The following is a 24,197-nucleotide window of genomic DNA, read 5'->3' on the forward strand; positions in this document are numbered from 1 at the left end:
CTTCTGTTCTTGATCGGAGCGGCATCATGTGGACGAGGCGCAGCAGCAGGATCATCCTCAACGGCGACAACATCGCCGCCAGCGAAATCACCCCCCAGCGGATCTTCGAACAGCGTCGGCGCGTATTGCAGGCGGCCGGGGCAATGGCGCTCGGCGGCGTGGCGGGCACCTTCGGCGCACAGAATGCGTTCGCCGAATACGCGTCCCCCGATCCGAAGGCGCTGAAACTCGCCGCGAAAACCGGCACGAAGTTCGTCGCGCTCGACAAGGTGACGCCGTTCAAGGACATCACCACGTACAACAACTTCTACGAGTTCGGCACCGACAAGAGCGATCCCTCCGAGCATGCGCACACGCTGCGGCCGCGTCCGTGGCGGGTGAGCGTCGAGGGCGAGGTGAAGAACCCGAAGGTGTACGACATCGACGAGATTCTCAAGCTCGCACCGCTCGAAGAGCGCGTGTACCGGCACCGCTGCGTGGAGGGCTGGTCGATGGTCATTCCGTGGATCGGCGTACCGCTTTCCGAACTGATCCGCCGCGCGCAGCCCACCGGCAACGCGCGCTACGTGCAGTTCATCACGCTCGACGATCGTTCGCAGATGCCCGGTCTCGCCGATCCGATCCTCGATTGGCCGTACTCCGAAGGTTTGCGCATGGACGAGGCGATGAATCCGCTGACGCTGCTCACGGTCGGCGTCTACGGGCAGGTGCTGCCGAACCAGAACGGTGCGCCCGTGCGTGTGGTCGTGCCCTGGAAATACGGCTTCAAGAGCGCCAAGTCGCTCGTCAAGATCCGCTTCGTCGAGGCACAGCCAAAGACCAGCTGGAACACCTACGCGCCGAACGAATACGGCTTCTACTCGAACGTGAACCCGAGCGTCGATCACCCGCGCTGGAGCCAGGCGACGGAGCGGCGCATCGGCGAGGACGGCTTTTTCACGCCCAAGCGCAAGACGCTGATGTTCAATGGTTACGGTGAACTGGTTGCGTCGATGTACCAGGGCATGGATCTGCGCAAGAACTTCTAGGGCGCGAGGCCGCGATGGAGCAACCGATGGAAACGACGACGCCATCCGGCGTCGTGCCGCGCCCCGCGAGTTCGAGCGCGAGTTCAGGCGTGATTGCACGCGCGGCGCTGAAGCGCGACGCCGCGACGGCTGCCGTAACCGGGCCGCGCTGGCTTGCCTGGGCGAAGATCGTCGTCTTCGTGGCCGCGTGGTATCCGCTCGCGCGCCTCGTCGTCTTCGGCGTGACCGGGCAGCTCGGTGCGAATCCGATCGAGTTCATCACGCGCTCGACCGGGCTCTGGACGCTCGTGTTCCTGTGCATCACGCTGGCTGTCACGCCGCTGCGCAAGCTGACCGGATGGCCGACGCTGATCCGCTTTCGCCGCATGCTCGGTCTCTATGCGTTCTTCTACGCGTCGCTGCACGTCGTCACGTACATCTGGTTCGACAAGTGGTTCGACGTCGCGGAAATTTTCAAGGATGTCGGCAAGCGGCCGTTCATTACCGTCGGCTTTACGGCGTTCGTGCTGCTCCTTCCGCTCGCCGCGACCTCGCCGCGCGCGATGGCACGACGCCTCGGGCGGCGCTGGCAGACGCTGCATCGCCTGATCTATGCGATCGGCGTACTCGCGATACTGCACTTCTGGTGGATGAAGGCCGGCAAGCACGACCTCGCGCTGCCCAGGCTCTATGCGGCGATCATGATCGTGCTGCTCGGCTGGCGGATCGGTGCGTGGTTGCTGGCGCGCTATCAGTTGCGTGCCGGCGGGCGCACGACGTAGAACTTGCCGCTGGCGGTGCAATAAAAAAGGCGACGCTTCGAGAGAAGCGTCGCCTTTGTTTTGGCGCTGTGCCCGTGCAGTACCACGCTGTGCTGCGTTGTACCGCGCGTTGTACCGATGCTTGCGGCGGCGTCTGCGCGCGCGAGCCTTAGTCCGGCAGCAGGTTTTCACCTGCAAAGAGTTGCGCGACCGTCTCTCGCGCACGCGCGACGTGAACGCGCGTGCCGTCGACCATCAGCTCGGCCGCACGCGGGCGCGTGTTGTAGTTCGAGCTCATCGCGAAGCCATACGCGCCCGCCGACCGGATCGCGAGCAGATCGCCCGGCTCGATCGTGAGCGTGCGCGCGCGGCCAAGCCAGTCGCCGCTCTCGCACACAGGGCCGACCACGTCATAGGTCTGCGCGGGCGTGCTGCGCTCGACCACCGGTTCGATCGCGTGATACGCGTCGTACATCGCGGGGCGCGCGAGGTCGTTCATCGCGGCGTCGACGATGGCGAAGTTCTTTTCCGCACCCGGCTTCAGGAACTCGACGCGCGTGAGCAGCAGGCCCGCGTTGCCCACGAGCGAGCGGCCCGGCTCGAAGAAGACTTCGCGCTGGCCGCCATGCGCTGCGATGCGATCGAGCACCGTGCGCACGAACGCGCCGATCTCGGGCGGCGTCTCGTCGTCGTAACGGATGCCGAGGCCGCCGCCGACGTCGATATGATGAATCTTCACGCCATCCGATTCGATCTGGTCGACGAGTTCGAGCAGCTTTTCGATGGCGTCGAGATACGGCTCGATCTCGGTGATCTGCGAGCCGATGTGGCAGTCGATGCCGACCACCGCGAGATGCGGCATCGCCGCGGCGGCGCGATAGGCGGCGCGCGCGTCTTCGAACGCAACGCCGAACTTGTTCGCCTTCAGCCCCGTGGAAATGTAGGGGTGCGTTTTCGGATCCACATCCGGGTTCACGCGCAGCGAAACCGGCGCCTGCTTGCCGAGCGCGCCTGCCACGGCGTTCAGGCGGTCGAGTTCGGGAATCGATTCGACGTTGAAACACTTCACGCCTGCTTCGAGCGCGATGCGCATTTCGTCGGCGGTCTTGCCGACGCCCGAGAACACCACGTTCTCTGCTTTGCCGCCCGCAGCCAGCACGCGGGCGAGTTCGCCGCCCGAAACGATGTCGAAGCCCGCGCCGAGACGCGCGAACAGATTGAGCACCGCGAGGTTGCTGTTCGCCTTGACCGCGACGTGAACCGAGGCGCGCCAGCCTGCGCACGCGTCGGCGTAGGCGTGCCATGCGGCGGTGAGCGCCGCGCGCGAGTACACGTAGAGCGGCGTGCCGAACTGCTCGGCGAGATCGCTGGCGCGAACGTCTTCGACGTAGAGCGCGCCGTCGATGCGGTGAAAAGCGGGCTGGGTCATACGGGCATCTTATTGGTTTGGCGTGGCGCTGGCGGGCGCGGGCGGACTTGCCGACGCGGACGGCGTCGTGCCGAGTTCGGTATCAGGAGACAGCGTGAGCGGATTGCCCGACGTGTCGGGAATCGATTCGGCCTCTGCGCCGGATGTACCCGTTGCAGCGGCAGTCGCGGCGCGTCCGCTGTCCTGCGTCTCGAAACTGGGCTTGGCCGGAAGCGGCGGAACGGTGGGCAGGTAGAGCGGGCCGCGCTGCCCACAGCCGGTAAGGGCAACGGCAGCAAAAACTGCCGAAACAGCTAAAATTGCGCCGCGCGTTGCAACGCCAGGCGCCGCTGCGCGCATCCTGAAAATGACACGCATAATTGTTCCTGAATGAATAACCGGTGGAGTTTAGCATGACCGACAGTGACTACCTGAGCCGGGCGGAAGCCGTGCTGGCAGCGGTGGAGCGTGCCGTCGACGAGGCCGATGCCGATATCGAACTCGAACGCAGCGGCAATGTTCTGACGCTTGAATTCCACAACCGGACCAAGATCATCGTCAACCTGCAACCGCCGATGAGCGAGATCTGGATCGCAGCAAAAGCCGGTGGTTTTCACTACCGCTTCCGGGACGGCGAATGGCGCGACACGCGTTCGGACTCGGAGTTCTTTTCGGCGCTCTCGGCCTACGCGACCGAGCAGGCGGGCGAACCGGTTCGCTTTACACCCTGATCCGCCCTGACCGGCACTGACTGGCCGTGAGCGGCACCCGATGGGCACCCGGCTGGTGCCCGGGGCAGACGGGCATCGAGTCGCGGATTTTGCGCCTCGAATCTCAAGTCAGTGCCCGCGGAACAGCTTCATGATGTCCTCCTTCTCCGCCGCATTGACCTGCTCGGGCTCGGGTGCCGCCGCCGCATTTGCGGCTGCGGCTTCGCCCGGCACGCCGCTTGCCGCCGTATCGAGCGTGGCCTGACTGATCCCCACCGTCGACACGAACCCGTTCCCCGGCGTGAGATCGGCGTAATACAACTCGTCGCCTAGCGTGACGACGCCTTCCGGCATCGGCATCTGGTAAGTCGGCACGCCCTTGAGCGCGCGGGCCATGTAGTCGATCCAGACCGGCAGTGCGAGGCCGCCGCCCGTTTCCTTGTCGCCGAGGCTGCGCGGATTGTCGTAGCCGAGCCAGGCGATGGCCGTGAGCGTGTGCTGGTAGCCGGCGAACCACGTGTCGCGCGAATCGTTCGTCGTGCCGGTCTTGCCGGCGAGGTCGGTACGCTTGAGGACGTTCGATTTCGCGCCCGTGCCGTGCTGCGCGACGCTCGTCAGCAGGCTGTTCATGATGTACGCATTGCGCGGGTCGATCGCGCGCGGCGCGTTCTGCTGCGCGATGATCGGCTGCGCCTGTGCGATCACGATGCCGCGCTGGTCCGTGACTTCGGCGATCAGATACGGATTGATCCGATAGCCGCCATTGGCGAAGACGGAATAGCCCGCCGCCATCTGCAGCGGCGTGACCAGACCGGCGCCGAGCGCCATCGGCAGATAGGCGGGATGACGATCTGCGTCGAAGCCGAAATGCGTGATGTACTGCTGTGCGTACTTCGTGCCGATGTGGCTGAGGATACGGATCGACACGAGGTTTCTCGACTTCTGAAGCGCGGTGCGCATGGTCATCGGACCGTCGAAGCCGCCGCCGTAGTTCTTCGGCTCCCACGCCTGGCCGCCGGTTTCCGCCGCACTGAAGAAGAGCGGCGCATCGTTGATGACGGTGGCCGGTCCGAGTCCCTTGTCGAGCGACGCCGAATAGATGAACGGCTTGAAGCTCGAGCCCGGCTGACGCCACGCCTGCGTGACGTGGTTGAACTTGTTCTTGTTGAAGTCGAAGCCGCCGACGAGTGCGCGGATCGCCCCGCTTTGCGGCACCACCGAGACGAATGCCCCTTCGATCTGCGGCAACTGCGTGATCGACCATTCGCCCGTGTCGCCGCCGTTGCTGTTGCTGTTGCCGTTGCTGTTGTGCATCACGCGGATGATCGCGCCTGGCCGGATGCGCTGTCGGGCCGACGCACGCGCACCGAGCGCGAACTGCGCAAAACGCAGGCCGTCGCCGTGAAGGGTGGCGACGTTGCCGTCGATGAACGTGACCTGCACCTCTTTCGGGCTCGCGGCAGTCACGACCGCTGCGACGAGTTCGCCGTTGTCCGGGTGATTGAGCAGGGCGTCGTCGATGGCCTGTTCGCGCTCGTCCGCATCGGCGGGCAGCTCGATGAATGCTTCGGGCCCGCGATAGCCGTGGCGCCGCTCGTAATCGAGCAGGCCCTTGCGCAGCGCGCGGTACGCGACGTCCTGGTCGGCCGAGTCGATGGTGGTGACGACGTTCAGTCCACGCGTGTAGGCCTCTTCGCGGTACTGCGCGTACATCAGCTGCCGGACCATTTCGGCGACATATTCCGCGTGGACGCTGAATTCCTTGCTCGTGCCCTTCACGACGAGCGGCTGCCTCGCCGCCTCGTCGTACTGCGCCTGCGTGATGTAGCGCAGTTCGAGCATGCGCTGGAGGATGTAGTTCTGGCGGACCTTCGCACGCCGCGGATTCACGACCGGGTTGTAGGCTGACGGCGCTTTGGGCAGACCGGCGAGCATCGCGCACTCGGCGAGCGAGAGATCCTTCAGATTCTTGCCGAAATAGATGCGCGCCGCGCTCGCGAAGCCGTACGCGCGCTGCCCGAGGTAGATCTGGTTCATGTAGACCTCGAGGATCTGGTCCTTCGAGAGCTTCGTCTCGATCTTGTAGGCGAGCAGCATCTCGTAGATCTTGCGCGTGTAGGTCTTTTCCGTCGTCAGGAAAAAATTGCGCGCGACCTGCATCGTGATCGTGCTCGCGCCCTGCGTGGCGTGCCCGTTGGTGAGCGCAACGAAGCCCGCGCGCGCAATACCGGCGAGGTCCACGCCGCCGTGATCGTAGAAGCGGGCGTCCTCGATCGCGAGCACGGCCTTTTTAAGATTGTCCGGCACATCCTGGATGTGGACGACGTCGCGCCGCTCTGCGCCGAATTCGCCGATCAACACGTGGTCGCGCGTGTAGATGCGCAGGGGAACCTTGGGCCGGTAGTCGGTGAGTGCGTCGAGCGACGGCAGCCTGGGGAGGGCGAAGATCAGTGCGTAACCGGCCACCAGCGCGATACAGACGGCGCCCGCCGCGCTCAACCCGGCAAAGCCGATGAACAGCTTCGCCCACCATGGGCGCCGACGCTTTGGCGGCGGTGGCGTGGACGACGAAGACGAGGTTTCTTGCATACCGGCACCGAAAAAACAGTCCCGCGATTATAGCTGTCCGGCTGGTAATCTTTCTAAATGCTTACGCAGGCGGTGCGGGACGCGAAGAGCACATATCTGCACTGTAGACGCCGCTTTCGCGTGTGAACAGGACGCAAACCGAGGTTTGGCCGTTCGGACGAGTATTCGCGCGTGCCGCCGATTCGCACAATGTTCCTTACCGCATGCTTTCGAATGGTTCGTGGCGTGCAACGCGAAAGAGGGATTGCGATGGGCCTCATGAAGCCGGTTTTGTTGGGTGCGCGCCGTTTTGCAGCAGGTATCGACGTGGCGGCGCGCGGAGTCACGCTGGCGGTGCTGAGCCGGCGTCTGTTCGGCGCGGCGCCGGTACGCCTCGAGTGTCTCGCCAGCGCGCCGTTGCCGCGCGAAGCGATTGCAGGCGTCGAGATCGTCGACCGGGCCGCAGTGGTCGAGGCGCTGCGCAGTGTGTTCGGCGAGTTGCCGCGCCAGTGCGCGGGCGTGCCGATGCGCTGCGCGATGGCGCTGCCGGCGAGCGCGACGCTCATGGCCACGATGCCGCTCGCGCGGCTCTCACCGGCTGCGAGCAGTGCCGACGCTTCGCAAATCCATGCCGAACTCGAACCGCTCGTGCTGGCGCAAGCCGAGCGCATGGCGGGCGTCGAGCGGCACGAACTTGCGGTCGACTGGCGCGTGACGCAGCCGGGCAGCGCGTCCGCTCGCGAGATCGAAGGCGGAACGCAAGTGACGATCGCGGCGGGGGCGCGTGCGCATCTGGAAGCACGCATCGAATGCGCGGCCATGGCCGGCATCGCGTTGTCCGCCGTGGACGACGAAGCGCACGCGGCATTGCGTGCGATGCGCTACGCAGCCGGGTTCGAGTTGCAGCCGCACGAGCGGTATCTGGCGCTGTGGATCGGCGCGGAGGGCATACGCGGCTGGGCCATGGTCGACGATTCGATCGTGCGCGAGATGCGCTTTCCCGCGCTGGAGCACGCGGATCTTGTCGAAGCGTTGCGCGATCTCACGCAGGGCGAACAGGCGAGCTGCGCGCTCGTGGCGGGCGATATCGGCATGTTGCGCGGCGTGCATTTCACGCTTGCGGATATCGGCGAGGAACTCGGCTGCCCGGTCTTGCCGTTCGAGTGCGCTGCGCTCGCCGATTCCGAGCGGCCGCTGCCCATGCTCCTCGCGCACGATCCATCGTGCGCGGTTGCATTCGGCCTTGCGTTGCGCGGGGTGAGCGAATGAAGCCAGTTTGCAAGGGGACGGCGAGCGCGCGCGTCGGCTTCAATCTGCTGCCATGGCGACGGCGCGAGATACAGCGGTTGCGTCGCCGTCGCATGATCGAGTGGGGCGCGGCGGTCATGTTGGGGTGCGCCTTTTCGGCTCCGTTGGTGGGTTGGCAGATGTGGCAGCGCAGTCGCGCCGAAGCGCATCGTCTTGTCGTCGAGCAGTCGATGGCGCCATTGCGGGCGCCGTATGCCGAAGCGCAGCGCCTCGCCAGCGAAGCCGCGGCGCAGCAGGCCGCCGTGCAACTGACCGAACAGCACGGCAAGCCGCTGACGCGCATGGTTGCGCTGCTCGATGCGCTGGCAAGTGTGGGAACGGCTGGCGTCGTGCTGCACCAGATCGAGCATCGCGGCGGCGAAACCCATCTGCATGCCGCACTCGCCAGCGAGAACGTCATCGCCGATTGGCTCAAGCGTCTGCGCCAGGTGCCTGATGTCGAAACAGTGAGCGTGCGTGAATTCAAGCGCACGCAGCAGACCGGGAATACGAAGCCACGGACGAGCATCGAAGATGATCCGATTCGCGTGATCACCCGGCTCGCGTGGCATGGCACCGCCGCCCCGGCGCAATCAGCGGAAAGCACCTCGCGAGTGAAAGTTAGGAATCCGGAATGAGTGACGTGCTGATGATGCACAACGGCTTATCGGCGTACGCGGGCTTCGAGGCGCTGCGCGACTGGATGCGTTTGCACGCGTGGAGCGTGCGGCGGCGCACTGGTGTCGCGGCTGCGCTCGCGCTTATGGCGGCGTTGAGCGCCGGTTTCGCCTGTGTCGCCGTGGATTTCGCGGGCGTGCGGGCTGCAAGAAGCGCGCTGCACGAGGCTGAACATACGCTGGCCGACGCGCAACGCGCCGTTGCGCGCTTGCCGGTGCTCACTCAGTCGCTCAGGCAAGCAGGATCGGGGGCGACGTATGGAAATCGCAAGAACTCGGCAGCCGACGAGGTGAGGCGAGTTTCCGGGTTGACCGCGAATGCCGGACTGGCCCTGTCAACGCTTGAGCCTTCCGGTTCGGGCGGCGCCGGTGCGGAAAGCTTCCAGACAATGAAACTCGTCGCGCAAGGAAGCTTTTCGCAAGTGCGGGCGTTTCTCGCCGGACTCTCGGTGCAGCCGGAGCTTGTCGTGCCGGGGGAACTCACCATCAAGCGCAACGGCGAGCGTCTTTCTGTTGCCGCGACATTGCAGGTATTTGACGGTCTGCCGCCCGTGCAACCCGGCACAACAGGCACAACAGGCACAACAGGCACAACAGGCACAACAGGCACAACAGGCAGCGCTTCGGACGGAGCGACATTCGATCCGTTTGCGAACAGCGTCGCCGATGGCACGGGCAACGGCGCGCTGCGCCTGACCGGCGTGCTTCAGGATCGCGCGGGCCGTATCGCGCTCATCGAATCCGCGTCGGGCACAAAGGCCGTACAGGTCGGGCAGATGTTCGCGGGCGCTCGCGTCGAACGGATCGAGACATCGCGTGTGGTTCTCACCTCGGGTGGGACGCGTCAGACCTTGACCTGGGCCGGGGAGGCGAAGTGAAGGCCGTGCGTGCAATGGTGTTGATGTTCTGTGGCGCTTGCTTTGCGGCTGACGCGATTTCCGCCGTCCCGCTTCCGCAGCTGGTGTCGTCACTGGACGCGGGGGCGGCGGTCGAACGCTACGTCGTTGCGCCGCTGCCTGCGCCGGCCGATTCTCGCGATGCGTCGGGATGGACCGCAAATCCGTTTGTCGCGGAGGGCGACGGTGAAAATCCGTCTGCCGCCGGGTTGAGCGAGGCACCTGAAATGCCGCGTAATTCACAGGCGGTTCCGCCCGCCGCCACATCAGATGCAAACAGTGGCGCAGCCCAGGCGACGACGCAACTCGAAGGCCCGCCTGTGCCGTTACGCGCGCCGCTGCGGCTCGGCGATCCCGCGCAAACAGACGACGGTCTTCCGCCCGATCGCCCGATCACGCTGAATTTTCAGCGCGCGGAGCTTTCCGCTGTGCTGAATACATTTGCGGCATTCACGAAGCTCAATATCGTCGCGAGCGAGCGTGTGCGCGGCCAGGTAACGCTGCGGCTGGACCGCGTGCCGTGGCGCACCGCGTTCGATCTGCTGCTGAAGGCGAACGGACTCGCGATGGAACGCGCTGGCGGCGTGATCTGGGTCGCGCCCGCCGCCGAACTCGCCGCGCGCGAGCGGCAGCGCTTCGAGGCGCACGCCCGGGCTGCAGAACTCGAACCGCTGGCGAGCCGCGCGTTCGAGCTGCACTACGCACGCGCCGAGGATCTGCGGCGCCTGCTGACCGGCTCGGGCGCCCAGCGCGCGCTGTCGAAACGCGGTGCGGCAGTGGCCGATGCCCGCACCAACCTGCTGTTCGTGACGGATCTGCCCGCGCGCCTCGACCAGATCGCCGAACTGATCCTGATGCTCGACGCACCCGCGCGTCAGGTGCTGATCGAAGCGCGCATCGTCGAGGGCGACGAGGGGCTCTCGCGCGAACTGGGGGTGCGCCTCGGCGTGACGCCGACCAGGGCGGACAGCAGCGCGGATGGCAGCGCGAACGGCACCATCCAGGCCACCACGCAGGCCGCCACCCAGGCCGCCACGCACGGCGTTCACGGCGGGAAGGACGGCACGGCCTACGACCTTTCCGCAGGCCCGCTTGCGGGCTACGACGCCGCGCAACTCGGCCTGTCGCTGCTTGCGGCGCGCGCGACACGCCTGCTCGATATCCAGTTGAGCGCCCTCGAAGCCGAGGGACGCGGGCGAGTCGTGTCGAGTCCGCGTGTCGTGACCGCCGATCGCACGCGCGCCGTCGTCGAGCAGGGCACCGAGTTGCCGTATCAGGCGAAGGTCGGGCAGGGCGTCTCGGGCGTGCAGTTTCGCCGCGCAAGTCTGAAACTGGAGGTCGAACCGCGAATCACGCCGGACGGCCGCGTTATCCTCGACCTTGATGTCGCGAAGGACAGCGTCGGTGAGCAGACTGCTGCGGGGCCCGCAATCAACACGAAACACGTCCGGACGCGAGTCGAGATCGAGGACGGCGGCACGGTGTCGATTGGCGGGATCGATGCGACCGGCGACCGGGATGATGTGACGCGCGTGCCGCTCCTGGGCAAAATACCCATCCTGGGCGCGCTTTTTTCGCACCGTGCACATCGCGGCCAGCGCAGCGAGCTTGTGGTGTTCATTACGCCGCGCGTCATTGAAGCGGATTGACACCCGGTGAACTGACCCCCGGCGAATCGGCCCCGGTTACGAGCCGCAGGCTCGACAACCCCGCAGCTTTGCCAGTAAGCTGCGGCACCAACCCTATCGAGGAAACGCAGCAAGTGCGGGATGCAAACGCCAATGTTTTTTTTGTCGGGCTCATGGGTGCCGGTAAGACGACCGTGGGCCGGGCAGTCGCGCGCCGGCTGGGGCGTCCGTTTTTCGACTCGGACCATGAGATCGAGGCACGCACCGGTGCGCGCATTCCCGTGATCTTCGAACTGGAAGGCGAAGCGGGCTTTCGCGAGCGCGAAGCCCAGATGATCGACGAACTGACTGCCCGCGAGGACATCGTACTGGCGACCGGAGGCGGCGCGGTGCTGCGGCCCGAGAACCGCGCGGCGCTCAAGGAACGCGGCTTCGTCGTCTATCTGCGCGCCAATCCACACGACCTGTGGCTGCGTACGCGGCGCGACAAGAACCGCCCGCTCCTGCAGACCGAAGATCCTAAAGCGCGGCTCGAAGCGCTCTATGAAGTCCGCGATCCGCTTTACCGCGAAATCGCCGACTTCGTGATCGAAACCGGCCGGCCTTCCGTCAACGGGCTCGTCAACATGGTGCTGATGCAGCTCGACATGGCCGGCGTCATCCGAATCCCGGCGCCCCCAGGGCGCGTCAGCGATAATGGCTAGCATGATTACTGTCAACGTCGAACTGGGCGAGCGCGCCTACCCCATCCATATCGGTGCCGGCCTGATCGGCCAGACGGCGCTGTTTGCGCCGCATATCGCAGGCAAGTCGGTGACGATCGTGACGAACACCGTCGTCGATCCGCTGTATGGCGACGCGCTGCGCACGGCGCTCGCGCCGCTCGGCAAGGACGTCCATACCGTCGTGCTGCCCGATGGCGAGGCGCACAAGAACTGGGAGACGCTCAACCAGATCTTCGACGCGCTCCTCACCTCGCGCGCCGACCGCAAGACGACGCTGATCGCGCTCGGCGGCGGCGTGACGGGCGACATGACCGGGTTTGCCGCTGCGTGCTACATGCGCGGCGTGCCGTTCATCCAGGTGCCGACCACGCTGCTTTCGCAGGTCGATTCGTCGGTGGGCGGCAAGACGGGGATCAATCACCCGCTCGGCAAAAACATGATCGGCGCCTTTTATCAGCCGCAGGCCGTGATCGCCGACATTGCCGCGCTGCGTACGCTCCCGGCGCGCGAGCTGGCGGCAGGTATCGCCGAAGTGATCAAGACAGGCGCGATTGCCGATGCCGAATTCTTCGAGTGGATCGAAACCCATGTCGATGCACTGAACCGGTGCGAACCAGAGGCGCTCGTTCACGCGGTGAAGCGCTCGTGCGAGATCAAGGCGTCGGTGGTGGCCGCCGATGAGCGCGAGGGCGGCCTGCGCGCCATTCTCAATTTCGGCCATACGTTCGGCCATGCGATCGAGGCGGGCCTCGGCTACGGCGAATGGCTGCACGGCGAAGCCGTCGGCTGCGGCATGGCGATGGCGGCGGACCTGTCGGTGCGGCTCGGTCATCTGGACGAAGCTTCGCGTGCGCGCCTCGTGCGCGTGATCGATGCGGCGAAGCTGCCCGTGCGAGCGCCCGCGCTGGGCGCTGCGCGTTATGTCGAACTGATGCAGGTCGACAAGAAGGCCGAGGGCGGCGCGATCAAGTTCATCCTGCTGAAACGGTTCGGCGACACGCTGATCACCCGCGCACCGGACGAAGCCGTTCAGGCCACACTCGCTGCCACGACGGTGGGCTGAGCGCCGCCGGTCTGCCCACTCTTGCGGAGAACCCTGGTGAGCGACACTCGCAACGACACTTCAAACGGCCCGGCGGACAGCGCGTACGCGTCGCGGGTCGCCATGCTGGAGGCAGGCCTTGCGCCGTACGCAGCGCGCGCGTCACAGTCGCGCGGACGGCGCTATCCCGAGCCGCCGCCCGCCGCGCGCAGCGAGTTCCAGCGTGATCGCGACCGCATCGTTCATTCCACGGCGTTTCGGCGGCTCGAATACAAGACCCAGGTGTTCGTGAACCATGAGGGCGATCTCTTTCGCACGCGGCTCACGCACAGCATCGAAGTTGCACAGATCGCCCGTTCGATTGCGCGCAACCTGCGCGTGAACGAGGATCTTGTCGAGGCGATCTCGCTTGCCCACGATCTCGGGCATACGCCGTTCGGCCATGCGGGGCAGGACGCGCTCAACGAATGCATGCGCGGCCACGGCGGCTTCGAACACAACCTGCAGAGCCTCGCTGTCGTCGACGAACTCGAAGAGCATTACGGCGCGTTCAACGGTCTGAACCTCTGCTTCGAGACGCGCGAGGGCATTCTCAAGCACTGCTCGCGCGAGAATGCGCGGCGGCTCGGCGATCTCGGCGAGCGTTTCCTGCACGGTCGTCAGCCGTCGATCGAGGCGCAGATCGCCAACATTGCCGACGAAGTCGCCTACAACAATCACGACGTCGACGACGGTCTGCGCTCGGGCCTGATCACGATCGAGCAACTGGCCGAAGTCGAGCTCTGGCAGACGCACTACGAGGCCGCGCGCGGCGACTACCCGCAAATCGAGGGACGCCGTCTGATCCACGAGACCGTGCGGCGCGTGATCAACACGCTGATCGTCGATCTCATCGAGCAGACGAGCCGCAATCTGGCCAGATACACACCGCAGTCGCTCGACGAGGTGCGCGCCGCGCCGCCGCTCGTCGCGCACAGCGAGGGCGTCGCGGTGCAGGCAACCGCGCTCAAGCGCTTCCTGTACGCAAACCTCTATCGCCACTATCGCGTGATGCGCATGGCGAACAAGGCGCAGCGCGTGGTGAAGGGGCTGTTCGAAGCGTTCTCCGACGATCCGCGCCTCTTGCCGCCCGATTACCAGTCGTCAGAAACAGAGGCGCAGCCGCGCCTGATCGCGCATTACATCGCCGGCATGACCGACCGGTATGCGCTGAAGGAGTATCGGCGGCTCTTCGTCGTCCCGGAGGAAGTCTGACGGCTTCCGATGTCGATTGATGCTGGCCGCTGGTGCTGTCAGATGAGGTCGTCAGACGCGGTCGTCAAATCCGGGAGCCCATGCGATGCCCATCCTATGAAACCCTGGCCGTATCCACGCGTTTGCGCGCACCGTGGCGGCGGTGCGCTCGCGCCTGAGAACACGCTCGCCGCCATGCGCACCGGCGCGCGACTCGGGCACAAGATGGTCGAGTTCGACGCGAAACTCTCCGCCGACGACATCGTCTTCCTCCTGCATGACGACACCGTCGATCGCACGACGAACGGGCACGGCGCGGCAGCGCGGCTGGGCTATGCCGAAATGTCGGCGCTCGACGCCGGAGGCTGGCGCGGTGCCGAATATGCGGGCGAGCGGATGCCGACGCTCGCGCAGATTGCTGAGTACTGCCGCGAGGCGGGACTCGCGGCGAATATCGAGATCAAGCCGTGCCCGCGGCGCGAGGTCGAGACAGGACGTGTCGTAGCGGCAGAGGCCGCGCGGCTGTGGGCGGGCGCGATGCCGCCGCCCTTGCTGTCGTCGTTTTCGTTCGAGGCGCTTGCGGTTGCGCGTGACGCCGCGCCGGACCTGCCGCGCGGTCTGCTGTTCGAGCAGGTGCCGGGCGACTGGCGCGAGCGGTGTCGCGACCTGGGTTGCGTCTCGCTGCACGCGAGCCACCGGCATCTGGATGAAGCGCTCGTTGCACGTATCAAGGCTGCGGGCCTGTACATCCTCGCCTACACGGTGAACGACCTCGAGCGTGCGCGGTGTCTCGCGCGTTGGGGCGTCGATACGATCTGCACGGACCGTATCGATCTGATCGGCCCGCACGCGCTCGACGATTGAATCGTCTGAATCGTCTGAATTGTCCGAACGGGCGACCCGTCAACCGTCCTGGCGGCCACGCGCGATCAACGCGCCCACGATCAACGCCAGGCCGCCCGCAATGGCAATCGACTGCCAGGGATTGCGATGCACGTAGTCATCGGCGTGGCTGAGGGCTTCGTCGGCCCGCTCGCGCGCCGCGGTGCGCGCGACTTCCAGGCGTTCGCGCGCTGCATCGAGACGCTTGCGTACATCCTCGCGCAGCGCTGCGGCATCGGCCTGGGTGCCCTCGCCAAGTGTTGTTTCCAGCTCGGCGAGCAGGTCGCGCAGTTCGTCGGCGATGTCGGCCGCCGCATTGCGGCTGCGACGTGCGATGCGGCGGGCGTGACGGCCCGTCTTGCTCCAGGATTCCCCGATTGCATTTCGCGTATTTGGGAATGCGCTCATGAATCGCTCCGTTGTTGAAAACGCAGGGTCAATGACTGGCTGCGTCCATGCAAAAACTGGACGCGGGAGTTAGAAAGTATTGCGCAATTCCTGTACCCGACGCGCGAGCGTGCTCATACGGTCTGGTCGCGTGCGCGCGGCAGACAGCGTTCTTCGGCTTAGTGTGTAATTGGTGATTACGGGGACAGCACGGTTTTTCTCAGAGGCATAGAATCAGAGAAAACCTGCATGATTGTGGTGACAAACCGGCGGGAGGGCGGAGGCGCCTCCGCCGGGCGCCGTAAGTGCGGGGGCGGAGGGCTCGCGGATCAGGCGGCTGCTGAAGCAGCGGCGCCTAGAATGCGTAACCGACCTTGAGGTAGGTAACGATCGGGTTCAGGTGAATCTTGGCTTCGGAGCGGACATGGACGCCCGCGGTGTTGGTGGTGTCGAGGTTGGCGGTGACGTTGACCGGGATGTACGACAGCGAGAAGCCCGCGAACCAGTGCTTCGTGAAGTTGTAGTTGAAGCCCGCGCTAAAGACAGGTGCCCAGGAATTCGTTGTCGAAACGCTGGTTTGAACCCCCGGACCTGCCAGCCCGAGCGGAGCAAGCGGACGAGTGCCGATCAACCCGATGTTTTGCGTCAGGGTCTGGTTCGTGATGCTGTCGCCCGTGAACCAGACGTACGTGGCGCCGACGCCGAGATACGGACGGAACTTCGAGTCGGCCTTGTTGAAGTAGTACTTGAGCAGCACTGCCGGAGCCCACATGCGTGCCTCGCCGATCTTGCCGAGCGGGGAGAGCGAGCCGGAACCGGAGAGGTCGAATTTCGGCGGAATGCCGAGTTCGGCTTCGGCGGCGATGTTGTCGGTGATGAAGTAGCCGAGGCTCACTCCGGCCGTGTCGGCGTTGCCGACGCTGGCGCCGGTGCCGGGAATGGGTGAGTTGACGGGCCTGCCGCCAACGCTGTCGATTGTGAGCGGGTCACTGGAGTCCTGCGGTGCGAAATGGAACCACCCGGTCGTGACGTAAAGCGTGTGAGCTGATTGAGCGTGTGCTGCCGATACAGCGGCGAGCGCGGCGACACCTGCCAGCGCCTGTTTTAATTTCATTTAGGTTCTCCTCCATAAAAGGCCAGCACATTATGTACAAAAGGCTTCCATCAGACCATATGCGCCCACTAGAAGCATCTCCCTAAGCGCCGCGAGGTTTCCGCCGAAGCCGCACCACGGCGCGACGAGCGCCCATGCGGCCTGGCGGGTCTGCGGGTATTCACCAACGGACAAATGGAAAATCGAGCATGGCACGGCTTGCACGTCTTTATGTTCCTGATCAGCCGCAGCACGTGATCCTTCGCGGGCTCGACCAACAGCCTGCATTTGTCGATGAACAGGATTACGAGCTTTTCATCGACTGCCTGAAAGCGGCGGCGCGCGATCATCATCTGGCGGTTCACGCGTGGGTGTTAATGCCCGGCGCGGTGCAACTGCTCGTCACTCCATCCGACGAATCGAGTCTGCCGAAGGCAATGCAGGCGGTCGGGCGGCGCTACGTGGCGCACTTCAACCGGCGCTATGCGCGACGCGGCACGTTGTGGGAGGGCCGCTACCGCGCGACCGTCATCGAAGGCGAGCGCTATTTCCTGCTGGCGAGCCGCGTCGTCGAACTCGCGCCGGTGCGCAACCACCTCGTCGCGATCCCTGAGGACTACAGGTGGTCGAGCTACCGGCATCACATCGGGCTCACCGTCGACAGCCTCATCACCGACCACCGGCTCTACTGGGCACTCGGCAATACGCCGTTCGAGCGTCAGCGCGCCTATCGAGAGTTGTGCGAACAAACGCTCGACGAGCGCGAGACCTCCCAGCTGATGCAGGCGACCCTCAAGGGCTGGGTGCTCGGCAGCGATACCTATCGCGAATGGGCGTCCCGCTCGGCGAACCGGCGTGTGTCGCCGCTGCCGCGCGGGCGGCCGCGCAAGGTGCGCGAGGCGCCGCTGCCGGCCGCAGGCGCGCCGGCAGCCGCCGCGGCATCGCCGCAGCCTGGACAGCCGGGGGCGCATCATGTGCCGTCTTCGACCGGTCCGGGTTCGAGCGCATCGGGCGGTCACCCCGGCAGTGAAGCCGGGGCGCATCCAGGCGGACATCAGGGTGCGCATTCGGACGGTCCAACCGGCCAGTCGAGCGGAACGGCGGCTTCGGGTAGCGGCAGCACGACGAGTTCATCGCCCGCTCACGAGGAGCGAAAGCCGGGTGCCGGGCAGCACTGATCGGCTTCAGGATCAACGACTTACGCGAGGAACGGCATCTTCGGATGCCGTTTTCTTTGGCTTTATTTAAATATGTCCCCAATAAAATGGTGCACGCATGCACCATCTCGATAATCGGGGTTCGACCATGCGGTTTTATTTGCATGCCCTTGATTCGTCGCGTATATTCGCCTTTCGGCTCTCCTCGGCGCACGACGCGGGAAGCCCGCATCGCCCGCGCAACGCCGTACCGCGGTCACGCAAGCGGCGGGAAACTAAAAGACGGAATTAACGGCCAGCAATTGGCCATTCTTGGACGGTGTCCCCATGAACGATCACCAGCAGCGCGCCGCGGTGCCCGCCGCGCAAGGTCTCTATGACCCGCAGAACGAACACGACGCTTGCGGCGTCGGCTTCGTCGCCCACATCAAGGGCAAGAAGAGCCACGAAATCATTCAGCAAGGGCTGAAGATTCTCGAAAACCTCGACCATCGGGGCGCCGTCGGCGCCGATCCGCTCATGGGCGACGGCGCGGGCATCCTGATCCAGATTCCGGACGCCTTCTATCGCGAAGAGATGGCCAAGCAAGGCGTGACGCTGCCGCCGTCTGGCGAATATGGCGTCGGCATGATCTTCCTGCCGAAGGAACACGCTTCGCGCCTCGCGTGCGAACAGGAACTCGAGCGCACGGTGCGCGCCGAAGGCCAGGTGGTGCTCGGCTGGCGCGACGTGCCGGTCGACCATGCGATGCCGATCTCGCCCACCGTCAAGGCGAGCGAGCCGCTGATCCGCCAGATCTTCATCGGCCGCGGCAAGGACGTGATGGTCACGGACGCGCTCGAGCGCAAGCTCTATGTGATCCGCAAGACCGCGAGCCACCGCATCCAGGCGCTCAAGCTCAAGCACGGCAAGGAATACTTCGTGCCGTCGTGCTCGGCGCGCACGGTCGTCTACAAGGGCCTGCTGCTGGCGGGCCAGGTCGGCGTGTACTACCGCGACCTGCAAGACGAGCGCGTCGTCTCGGCGCTGGCGCTCGTGCACCAGCGCTTCTCGACGAACACGTTCCCGGCGTGGGAACTCGCCCACCCGTACCGCATGATTGCCCACAACGGCGAAATCAACACCGTGAAGGGCAACGTGAACTGGCTGAACGCGCGGACCGGCGCGATTGCCTCGCACGTCCTCGGCGACGATCTGCCGAAGCTCTGGCCGCTGATCTATCCGGGCCAGTCGGACACGGCATCGTTCGACAACTGCCTCGAACTGCTCGTGATGGCGGGCTATCCGCTCGTGCACGCGGTCATGATGATGATTCCCGAAGCGTGGGAGCAACACACGCTGATGGACGAGAACCGCCGCGCGTTCTACGAATACCACGCCGCGATGATGGAGCCGTGGGACGGCCCTGCCGCGATTGCCTTCACGGACGGCCGTCAGATCGGCGCGACGCTCGACCGTAACGGCCTGCGTCCGGCGCGCTACATCGTCACCGACGACGAACTCGTCATCATGGCGTCCGAAGCGGGCACGCTGCCGATCCCCGAATCGAAGATCGTCAAGAAGTGGCGTCTGCAGCCGGGCAAGATGTTCCTGATCGACATGGAGCACGGCCGCATCATCGACGACAAGGAACTCAAGGACAACCTGGCAAACGCCAAGCCGTACAAGAGCTGGATCGACGCCGTGCGCATCAAGCTCGACGAGATCGAGCCGAAGGCCGAAGACGTCGCGACCGCGCGCGCCGAAGCCACGCTGCTCGACCGTCAGCAGGCGTTCGCCTATTCGCAGGAAGACATCAAGTTCCTGCTGGCGCCGATGGCGATGGCCGGTGAAGAGGCGATCGGCTCGATGGGCAACGACTCGCCGCTGGCGGTCATGTCCAACAAGAACAAGACGCTCTATCACTACTTCAAGCAGCTCTTCGCGCAGGTCACGAACCCGCCGATCGACCCGATCCGCGAGAACATGGTGATGTCGCTCGTGTCGTTCATCGGCCCGAAGCCGAATCTGCTCGACACCAACAACATCAACCCGCCGATGCGTCTCGAAGTGTCGCAGCCGGTGCTCGACTTCAAGGACATCGCGAAGATCCGTGCGATCGAGCAGTACACGGGCGGCAAGTTCAGCTCCTACGAACTGAACATCTGCTATCCGGTCGCCTGGGGCAAGGAAGGCATCGAAGCGCGTCTCGCCTCGCTGTGCGCGGAAGCCGTCGATGCGGTCAAGCTCGGCTACAACATCCTGATCGTCTCGGACCGCCGCACCGACCGCGACAACGTCGCGATCCCGGCGCTGCTCGCCACCTCGGCGATCCACACGCACCTCGTGTCGCAAGGCCTGCGCACGAGCACGGGTCTGGTTGTGGAAACGGGCTCGGCGCGCGAGACGCACCACTTCGCGCTGCTCGCGGGCTACGGTGCCGAAGCCGTGCACCCGTACCTCGCGATGGAAACGCTCGCGCAGCTGGCCAGCAGCCTGAAGGGCGACCTGTCGCCGGAGAAGGCGGTCTACAACTTCACGAAGGCGGTCGGCAAGGGCCTGCAGAAGGTCATGTCGAAGATGGGCATCTCGACGTACATGTCGTACACGGGCGCGCAGATCTTCGAAGCGATCGGCCTCGCGGAAGACCTCGTCGGCAAGTACTTCAAGGGCACGGCGTCGAAGGTCGGCGGCATCGGTCTCTTCGAAGTCGCGGACGAAGCGATTCGCCTGCATCGCGACGCTTACGGCGGCAGCCCGGTCCTCGCGAACATGCTCGACGCGGGCGGCGAGTACGCCTACCGCGTGCGCGGCGAAGACCACATGTGGACGCCGGATGCTATCGCCAAGCTCCAGCACTCGGCGCGCAGCAACTCGTACCAGACGTACAAGGAATACGCGCACCTCATCAACGACCAGACGAAGCGTCACATGACGTTCCGCGGCCTGTTCGAGTTCCGCATCGATCCGATGCGCGCGATCGCCATCGACGACGTCGAACCGGCGAAGGAAATCGTCAAGCGCTTCGCCACCGGCGCGATGTCGCTCGGCTCGATTTCGACCGAAGCGCACGCCACGCTTGCCATCGCGATGAACCGCATCGGCGGCAAGTCGAACACGGGCGAGGGCGGCGAAGACGAGAACCGCTATCGCAACGAACTGCGCGGCATTCCGATCAAGGAAGGCGACACGCTGCAATCCGTGATCGGCAAGGAAGTCGTGAAGGACATCGCGCTCAAGGACGGCGATTCGCTGCGCTCGAAGATCAAGCAGGTCGCGTCGGGCCGCTTCGGCGTGACGGCGGAGTACCTCGCGTCGGCGGACCAGATCCAGATCAAGATGGCGCAGGGCGCGAAGCCGGGCGAAGGCGGCCAGCTGCCGGGCCACAAGGTTTCGGAGTACATCGGCAAGCTGCGTTACTCGGTGCCGGGCGTGGGCCTCATCTCGCCGCCGCCGCACCACGACATCTACTCGATCGAAGACCTCGCGCAGCTCATTCACGATCTGAAGAACGTGAACCCGACGTCGTCGATCTCGGTGAAGCTCGTGTCGGAAGTCGGCGTGGGCACGGTGGCCGCGGGCGTCGCAAAGGCGAAGGCCGATCACGTCGTGATCGCCGGTCATGACGGCGGCACGGGCGCGTCGCCGCTCTCGTCGATCAAGCACGCCGGCACGCCGTGGGAACTCGGCCTCGCCGAAACCCAGCAGACGCTCGTGCTCAACCGGCTTCGCGGCCGCATTCGCGTGCAGGCCGACGGCCAGATGAAGACGGGCCGCGACGTCGCCATCGCCGCGCTGCTCGGCGCCGACGAATTCGGCTTCGCGACGGCGCCGCTCGTCGTCGAAGGCTGCATCATGATGCGCAAGTGCCACCTGAACACCTGCCCGGTCGGCGTTGCGACGCAAGATCCGGTGCTGCGCGCGAAGTTCTCGGGCCAGCCCGAGCACGTCGTCAACTTCTTCTTCTTCGTGGCCGAAGAAGTGCGCGAAATCATGGCGCAGCTCGGCATCCGCAAGTTCGACGACCTCATCGGCCGTGCGGACCTGCTCGACACGCGCCGCGGCATCGAGCACTGGAAGGCGAAGGGCCTCGACTTCTCGCGCGTGTTCTACCAGCCGCAAGTGAGCGCCGAAGTCGCGCGTCTGCACGTCGAGTCGCAGGATCACGGCCTTTCGCGCGCGCTCGACCATACGCTGATCGAAAAGGCGCGGGCCGCAATCGAAAACGGCGAGCACGTCTCGTTCATTCAGCCGGTGCGCAACGTGAACCGCACGGTCGGCGCGATGCTCTCGGGCATGGTCGCGAAGAAGTACGGCCACGACGGCCTCGCCGACGATTCGATCCACATCCAGTTCAAGGGCACGGCGGGCCAGAGCTTCGGCGCATTCCTCGCGAAGGGCATCACGCTGGACCTCGTCGGCGACGGCAACGACTACGTCGGCAAGGGCCTCTCGGGCGGGCGCATCATCATCCGTCCGACCAACGATTTCCGCGGCAAGTCCGAAGAAAACATCATCTGCGGCAACACGGTGATGTACGGCGCGATCGAGGGTGAAGCCTTCCTGCGCGGCGTCGCGGGCGAGCGCTTCTGCGTGCGCAACTCGGGCGCGACGGCGGTGGTCGAGGGCACGGGCGATCACGGTTGCGAGTACATGACGGGCGGCACGGTCGTCGTGCTCGGCGAGACGGGCCGCAACTTCGCGGCCGGCATGTCGGGCGGCGTCGCATTCGTGTACGACCCGGACGGCGCGTTCGCAGGCAAGTGCAACCGCTCGATGGTTACGCTCGATCCGGTGCTGCAGCAAGCCGAGCAGGAGCGCACCGTGGATCGCGCGCTGTGGCACACGGGCCAGACCGACGAGACGCTGCTCAAGGGGCTCGTCGAGCGTCACTTCCAGTTCACCGGCTCGCCGCGTGCGAAGGTGCTGCTGGAAAACTGGGACGCGTCGCGCCGGCACTTCGTGAAGGTGTTCCCGACGGAATACAAGCGCGCACTGGCCGAGATCGGCGCGAAGAAGGCGAACCAGGAAGTGCTCGCCGCCTGACGGCACGACGTAAAGACGAAGGGGCGCCCGCCGCGCAGCGCATGCGGTGCATGAAGCGCGCAAAGCGTATGAAGCGCGGGCGCCGATCCCCTCACCGAATTCATGGATAGACGAGAGCCAAATGGGTAAGGTAACCGGTTTTCTCGAGTACGAGCGCCAGCATGAGGCGTACGAAGCACCGCTGACGCGGGTGAAGCACTACAAGGAGTTCGTGGCCGCGCTGTCAGACGCGGATGCGAAGATCCAGGGCGCGCGTTGCATGGACTGCGGCATTCCGTTTTGCAACAACGGCTGCCCGGTCAACAACATCATCCCGGACTTCAACGACCTGGTGTACCGCCAGGACTGGAAGTCGGCGATCGAAGTGCTGCACTCGACCAACAACTTCCCCGAGTTCACGGGCCGCATCTGCCCGGCGCCGTGCGAAGCGGCGTGCACGCTCAACATCAACAAGGAGCCGGTCGGCATCAAGTCGATCGAGCACGCGATCATCGATAAAGCGTGGGCCGAAGGCTGGGTCACGACGCAGATCGCGAAGCACAAGACCGGCAAGAAGGTTGCCGTCGTCGGCTCGGGCCCCGCGGGCCTCGCCGCCGCGCAGCAACTCGCGCGCGCCGGGCACGACGTGACGGTGTTCGAAAAGAACGACCGCATCGGCGGCCTGCTGCGCTACGGCATCCCCGATTTCAAGCTGGAGAAGTGGCAGATCGACCGCCGCATGCGCCAGATGGAAGCCGAGGGCGTGACGTTCCGCACCAACGTCTTCGTCGGCAAGGGCGAGCTGCCCGCATACATCGGCAACACGGCGCGCGAAACCATCACGCCGGACGAACTGAAGGAACAGTTCGACGCCGTGGTGATCGCAGGCGGCGCGGAAACGCCGCGCGATCTGCCGGTGCCGGGCCGTGAGCTGCAGGGCGTTCACTACGCGATGGATTTCCTGCCGCAGCAGAACAAGGTCAACGCGGGCGACAAGCTCCCCGGCCAGCTTTTGGCGAAGGGCAAGCACGTCGTCGTGATCGGCGGCGGCGACACGGGCTCCGACTGCGTCGGCACCTCGAACCGCCACGGCGCGAAGAGCGTGACGCAGTTCGAACTGCTGCCGCAACCGCCCGAGGCGGAAAACAAGCCGCTCGTGTGGCCGTACTGGCCGGTCAAGCTGCGCACCTCGTCGTCGCACGAGGAAGGCTGCCAGCGCGACTGGTCGGTCGCGACGAAGCGCTTCGAGGGCAAGAACGGCAAGGTCGAGAAGCTGGTCGCCGCGCGCGTCGAGTGGAAGGACGGCAAGATGGTCGAAGTGCCGGATTCGGAGTTCGAAATGAAGGCCGACCTCGTGCTGCTCGCAATGGGCTTCACGCAGCCGGTGTCGCAGGTGCTCGCAGCGTTCGGCGTCGACAAGGACCCGCGCGGCAACGTGCGCGCCTCGACTGAAGGCGAGAAGGCCTACTACACGTCCGTCGACAAGGTGTTCACCGCGGGCGACATGCGCCGTGGCCAGTCGCTCGTCGTCTGGGCGATTCGTGAAGGCCGTCAGTGCGCGCGTTCGGTCGACGCGTTCCTGATGGGCAGCTCGGAGTTGCCGCGTTAATTTGTCTGTTGGCGTGACGTCCGCGTGACGAATACGAGCCGTACCACGAAGCCGGGCACTTGAGAAAGTGGCCCGGCTTCTTCGTTTACGCGCCCGATCCGGATGCCCGGCAAGCGCTGCGCA

The 24,197-nt window shown here is 65.3% G+C and carries 17 protein-coding genes and 2 pseudogenes; 14 read left to right on the forward strand and 5 right to left on the reverse strand.

Annotated features, from left to right (window positions below; all coding sequences use genetic code 11):
- The first annotated feature begins 26 nt into the window (after positions 1-26).
- On the forward strand, positions 27-1,028 hold the full coding sequence (gene msrP, locus EPN59_RS09240; protein WP_293039517.1) for a protein-methionine-sulfoxide reductase catalytic subunit MsrP: 1,002 nt from the start codon (positions 27-29) through the stop codon (positions 1,026-1,028).
- A 14-nt stretch (positions 1,029-1,042) separates the two neighbouring features.
- Positions 1,043-1,789, forward strand: coding sequence for a protein-methionine-sulfoxide reductase heme-binding subunit MsrQ (msrQ, locus tag EPN59_RS09245; protein WP_293039515.1), 747 nt, complete (start codon positions 1,043-1,045; stop codon positions 1,787-1,789).
- Positions 1,790-1,937: 148 nt separating this feature from the next.
- Here msrQ and lysA read toward each other — a convergent pair whose 3' ends face one another.
- Together lysA and EPN59_RS09255 are read right to left on the reverse strand one after the other, a co-directional pair.
- Positions 1,938-3,197: a diaminopimelate decarboxylase gene (lysA, locus tag EPN59_RS09250; RefSeq protein ID WP_293045922.1), complete on the reverse strand. Its 1,260-nt coding sequence runs from the start codon at positions 3,195-3,197 to the stop codon at positions 1,938-1,940.
- A 9-nt stretch (positions 3,198-3,206) separates the two neighbouring features.
- Entirely contained in the window at positions 3,207-3,554 is a 348-nt protein-coding gene (locus tag EPN59_RS09255; protein ID WP_293033881.1) for a lipoprotein, read from the reverse strand.
- 35 nt (positions 3,555-3,589) lie between these two features.
- Between EPN59_RS09255 and cyaY the strand changes: the two genes are divergently transcribed.
- Positions 3,590-3,907 (forward strand): iron donor protein CyaY, encoded by a 318-nt coding sequence (gene cyaY / locus EPN59_RS09260; RefSeq protein ID WP_293033882.1) that lies wholly within the window; start codon positions 3,590-3,592, stop codon positions 3,905-3,907.
- 108 nt (positions 3,908-4,015) lie between these two features.
- Here the strand turns inward: cyaY and EPN59_RS09265 are convergent, their stop codons facing one another.
- Positions 4,016-6,475, reverse strand: a complete 2,460-nt coding sequence (locus tag EPN59_RS09265) for a penicillin-binding protein 1A (RefSeq protein ID WP_293045925.1) — start codon at positions 6,473-6,475, stop codon at positions 4,016-4,018.
- 249 nt (positions 6,476-6,724) lie between these two features.
- Between EPN59_RS09265 and pilM the strand changes: the two genes are divergently transcribed.
- The 8 genes and pseudogenes from pilM to ugpQ all read left to right on the forward strand — a co-directional run bounded on the left by pilM (position 6,725) and on the right by ugpQ (position 14,806).
- Positions 6,725-7,723 carry a pilus assembly protein PilM gene (pilM, locus tag EPN59_RS09270; protein WP_293033884.1) on the forward strand — a complete coding sequence of 333 codons (999 nt, stop codon included), beginning with the start codon at positions 6,725-6,727 and terminating at the stop codon, positions 7,721-7,723.
- Positions 7,724-7,881: 158 nt separating this feature from the next.
- Positions 7,882-8,379, forward strand: coding sequence for a hypothetical protein (locus EPN59_RS09275; protein ID WP_293045928.1), 498 nt, complete (start codon positions 7,882-7,884; stop codon positions 8,377-8,379).
- Entirely contained in the window at positions 8,376-9,296 is a 921-nt protein-coding gene (locus tag EPN59_RS09280) for a hypothetical protein (protein ID WP_293045931.1), read from the forward strand. The genes EPN59_RS09275 and EPN59_RS09280 overlap by 4 nt, the downstream gene beginning before the upstream one ends.
- Positions 9,297-9,310: 14 nt before the next feature.
- Positions 9,311-10,963, forward strand: a complete 1,653-nt coding sequence (pilQ, locus tag EPN59_RS09285; RefSeq protein ID WP_293033920.1) for a type IV pilus secretin PilQ — start codon at positions 9,311-9,313, stop codon at positions 10,961-10,963.
- A gap of 152 nt (positions 10,964-11,115) precedes the next feature.
- Positions 11,116-11,646, forward strand: a complete 531-nt coding sequence (locus EPN59_RS09290; RefSeq protein ID WP_293033887.1) for a shikimate kinase — start codon at positions 11,116-11,118, stop codon at positions 11,644-11,646.
- Positions 11,639-12,730 carry a 3-dehydroquinate synthase gene (aroB, locus tag EPN59_RS09295; RefSeq protein WP_293033888.1) on the forward strand — a complete coding sequence of 364 codons (1,092 nt, stop codon included), beginning with the start codon at positions 11,639-11,641 and terminating at the stop codon, positions 12,728-12,730. Before EPN59_RS09290 ends, aroB begins: the two co-directional genes overlap by 8 nt.
- Before the next feature lie 105 nt (positions 12,731-12,835).
- Positions 12,836-13,963, forward strand: a pseudogene (locus EPN59_RS09300) (deoxyguanosinetriphosphate triphosphohydrolase); the annotation flags it as partial.
- A 96-nt stretch (positions 13,964-14,059) separates the two neighbouring features.
- Entirely contained in the window at positions 14,060-14,806 is a 747-nt protein-coding gene (gene ugpQ, locus EPN59_RS09305) for a glycerophosphodiester phosphodiesterase (protein ID WP_293033889.1), read from the forward strand.
- A 39-nt stretch (positions 14,807-14,845) separates the two neighbouring features.
- Here ugpQ and EPN59_RS09310 read toward each other — a convergent pair whose 3' ends face one another.
- Together EPN59_RS09310 and EPN59_RS09315 are read right to left on the reverse strand one after the other, a co-directional pair.
- On the reverse strand, positions 14,846-15,232 hold the full coding sequence (locus EPN59_RS09310; RefSeq protein WP_293033890.1) for a DUF883 family protein: 387 nt from the start codon (positions 15,230-15,232) through the stop codon (positions 14,846-14,848).
- Positions 15,233-15,566: 334 nt separating this feature from the next.
- Positions 15,567-16,325, reverse strand: a complete 759-nt coding sequence (locus EPN59_RS09315) for an OmpW family outer membrane protein (RefSeq protein ID WP_293033891.1) — start codon at positions 16,323-16,325, stop codon at positions 15,567-15,569.
- Positions 16,326-16,513: 188 nt separating this feature from the next.
- Here EPN59_RS09315 and EPN59_RS09320 point away from each other — a divergent pair.
- From EPN59_RS09320 to EPN59_RS09330, 3 genes and pseudogenes are all read left to right on the forward strand, one after another.
- Positions 16,514-17,203 (forward strand): annotated as a pseudogene (locus tag EPN59_RS09320) (transposase); the annotation flags it as partial.
- A 585-nt stretch (positions 17,204-17,788) separates the two neighbouring features.
- Complete coding sequence (locus EPN59_RS09325; protein WP_293033892.1) at positions 17,789-22,486, forward strand: glutamate synthase-related protein; 4,698 nt, start codon at positions 17,789-17,791, stop codon at positions 22,484-22,486.
- Between the two features lie 121 nt (positions 22,487-22,607).
- Positions 22,608-24,074 (forward strand): glutamate synthase subunit beta, encoded by a 1,467-nt coding sequence (locus EPN59_RS09330; RefSeq protein ID WP_293033893.1) that lies wholly within the window; start codon positions 22,608-22,610, stop codon positions 24,072-24,074.
- The last annotated feature ends 123 nt before the right edge of the window (positions 24,075-24,197 follow it).

Source organism: Paraburkholderia sp. (assembly GCF_004298475.1).
GTDB classification, from domain to species: Bacteria; Pseudomonadota; Gammaproteobacteria; order Burkholderiales; family Burkholderiaceae; genus Paraburkholderia; species Paraburkholderia denitrificans.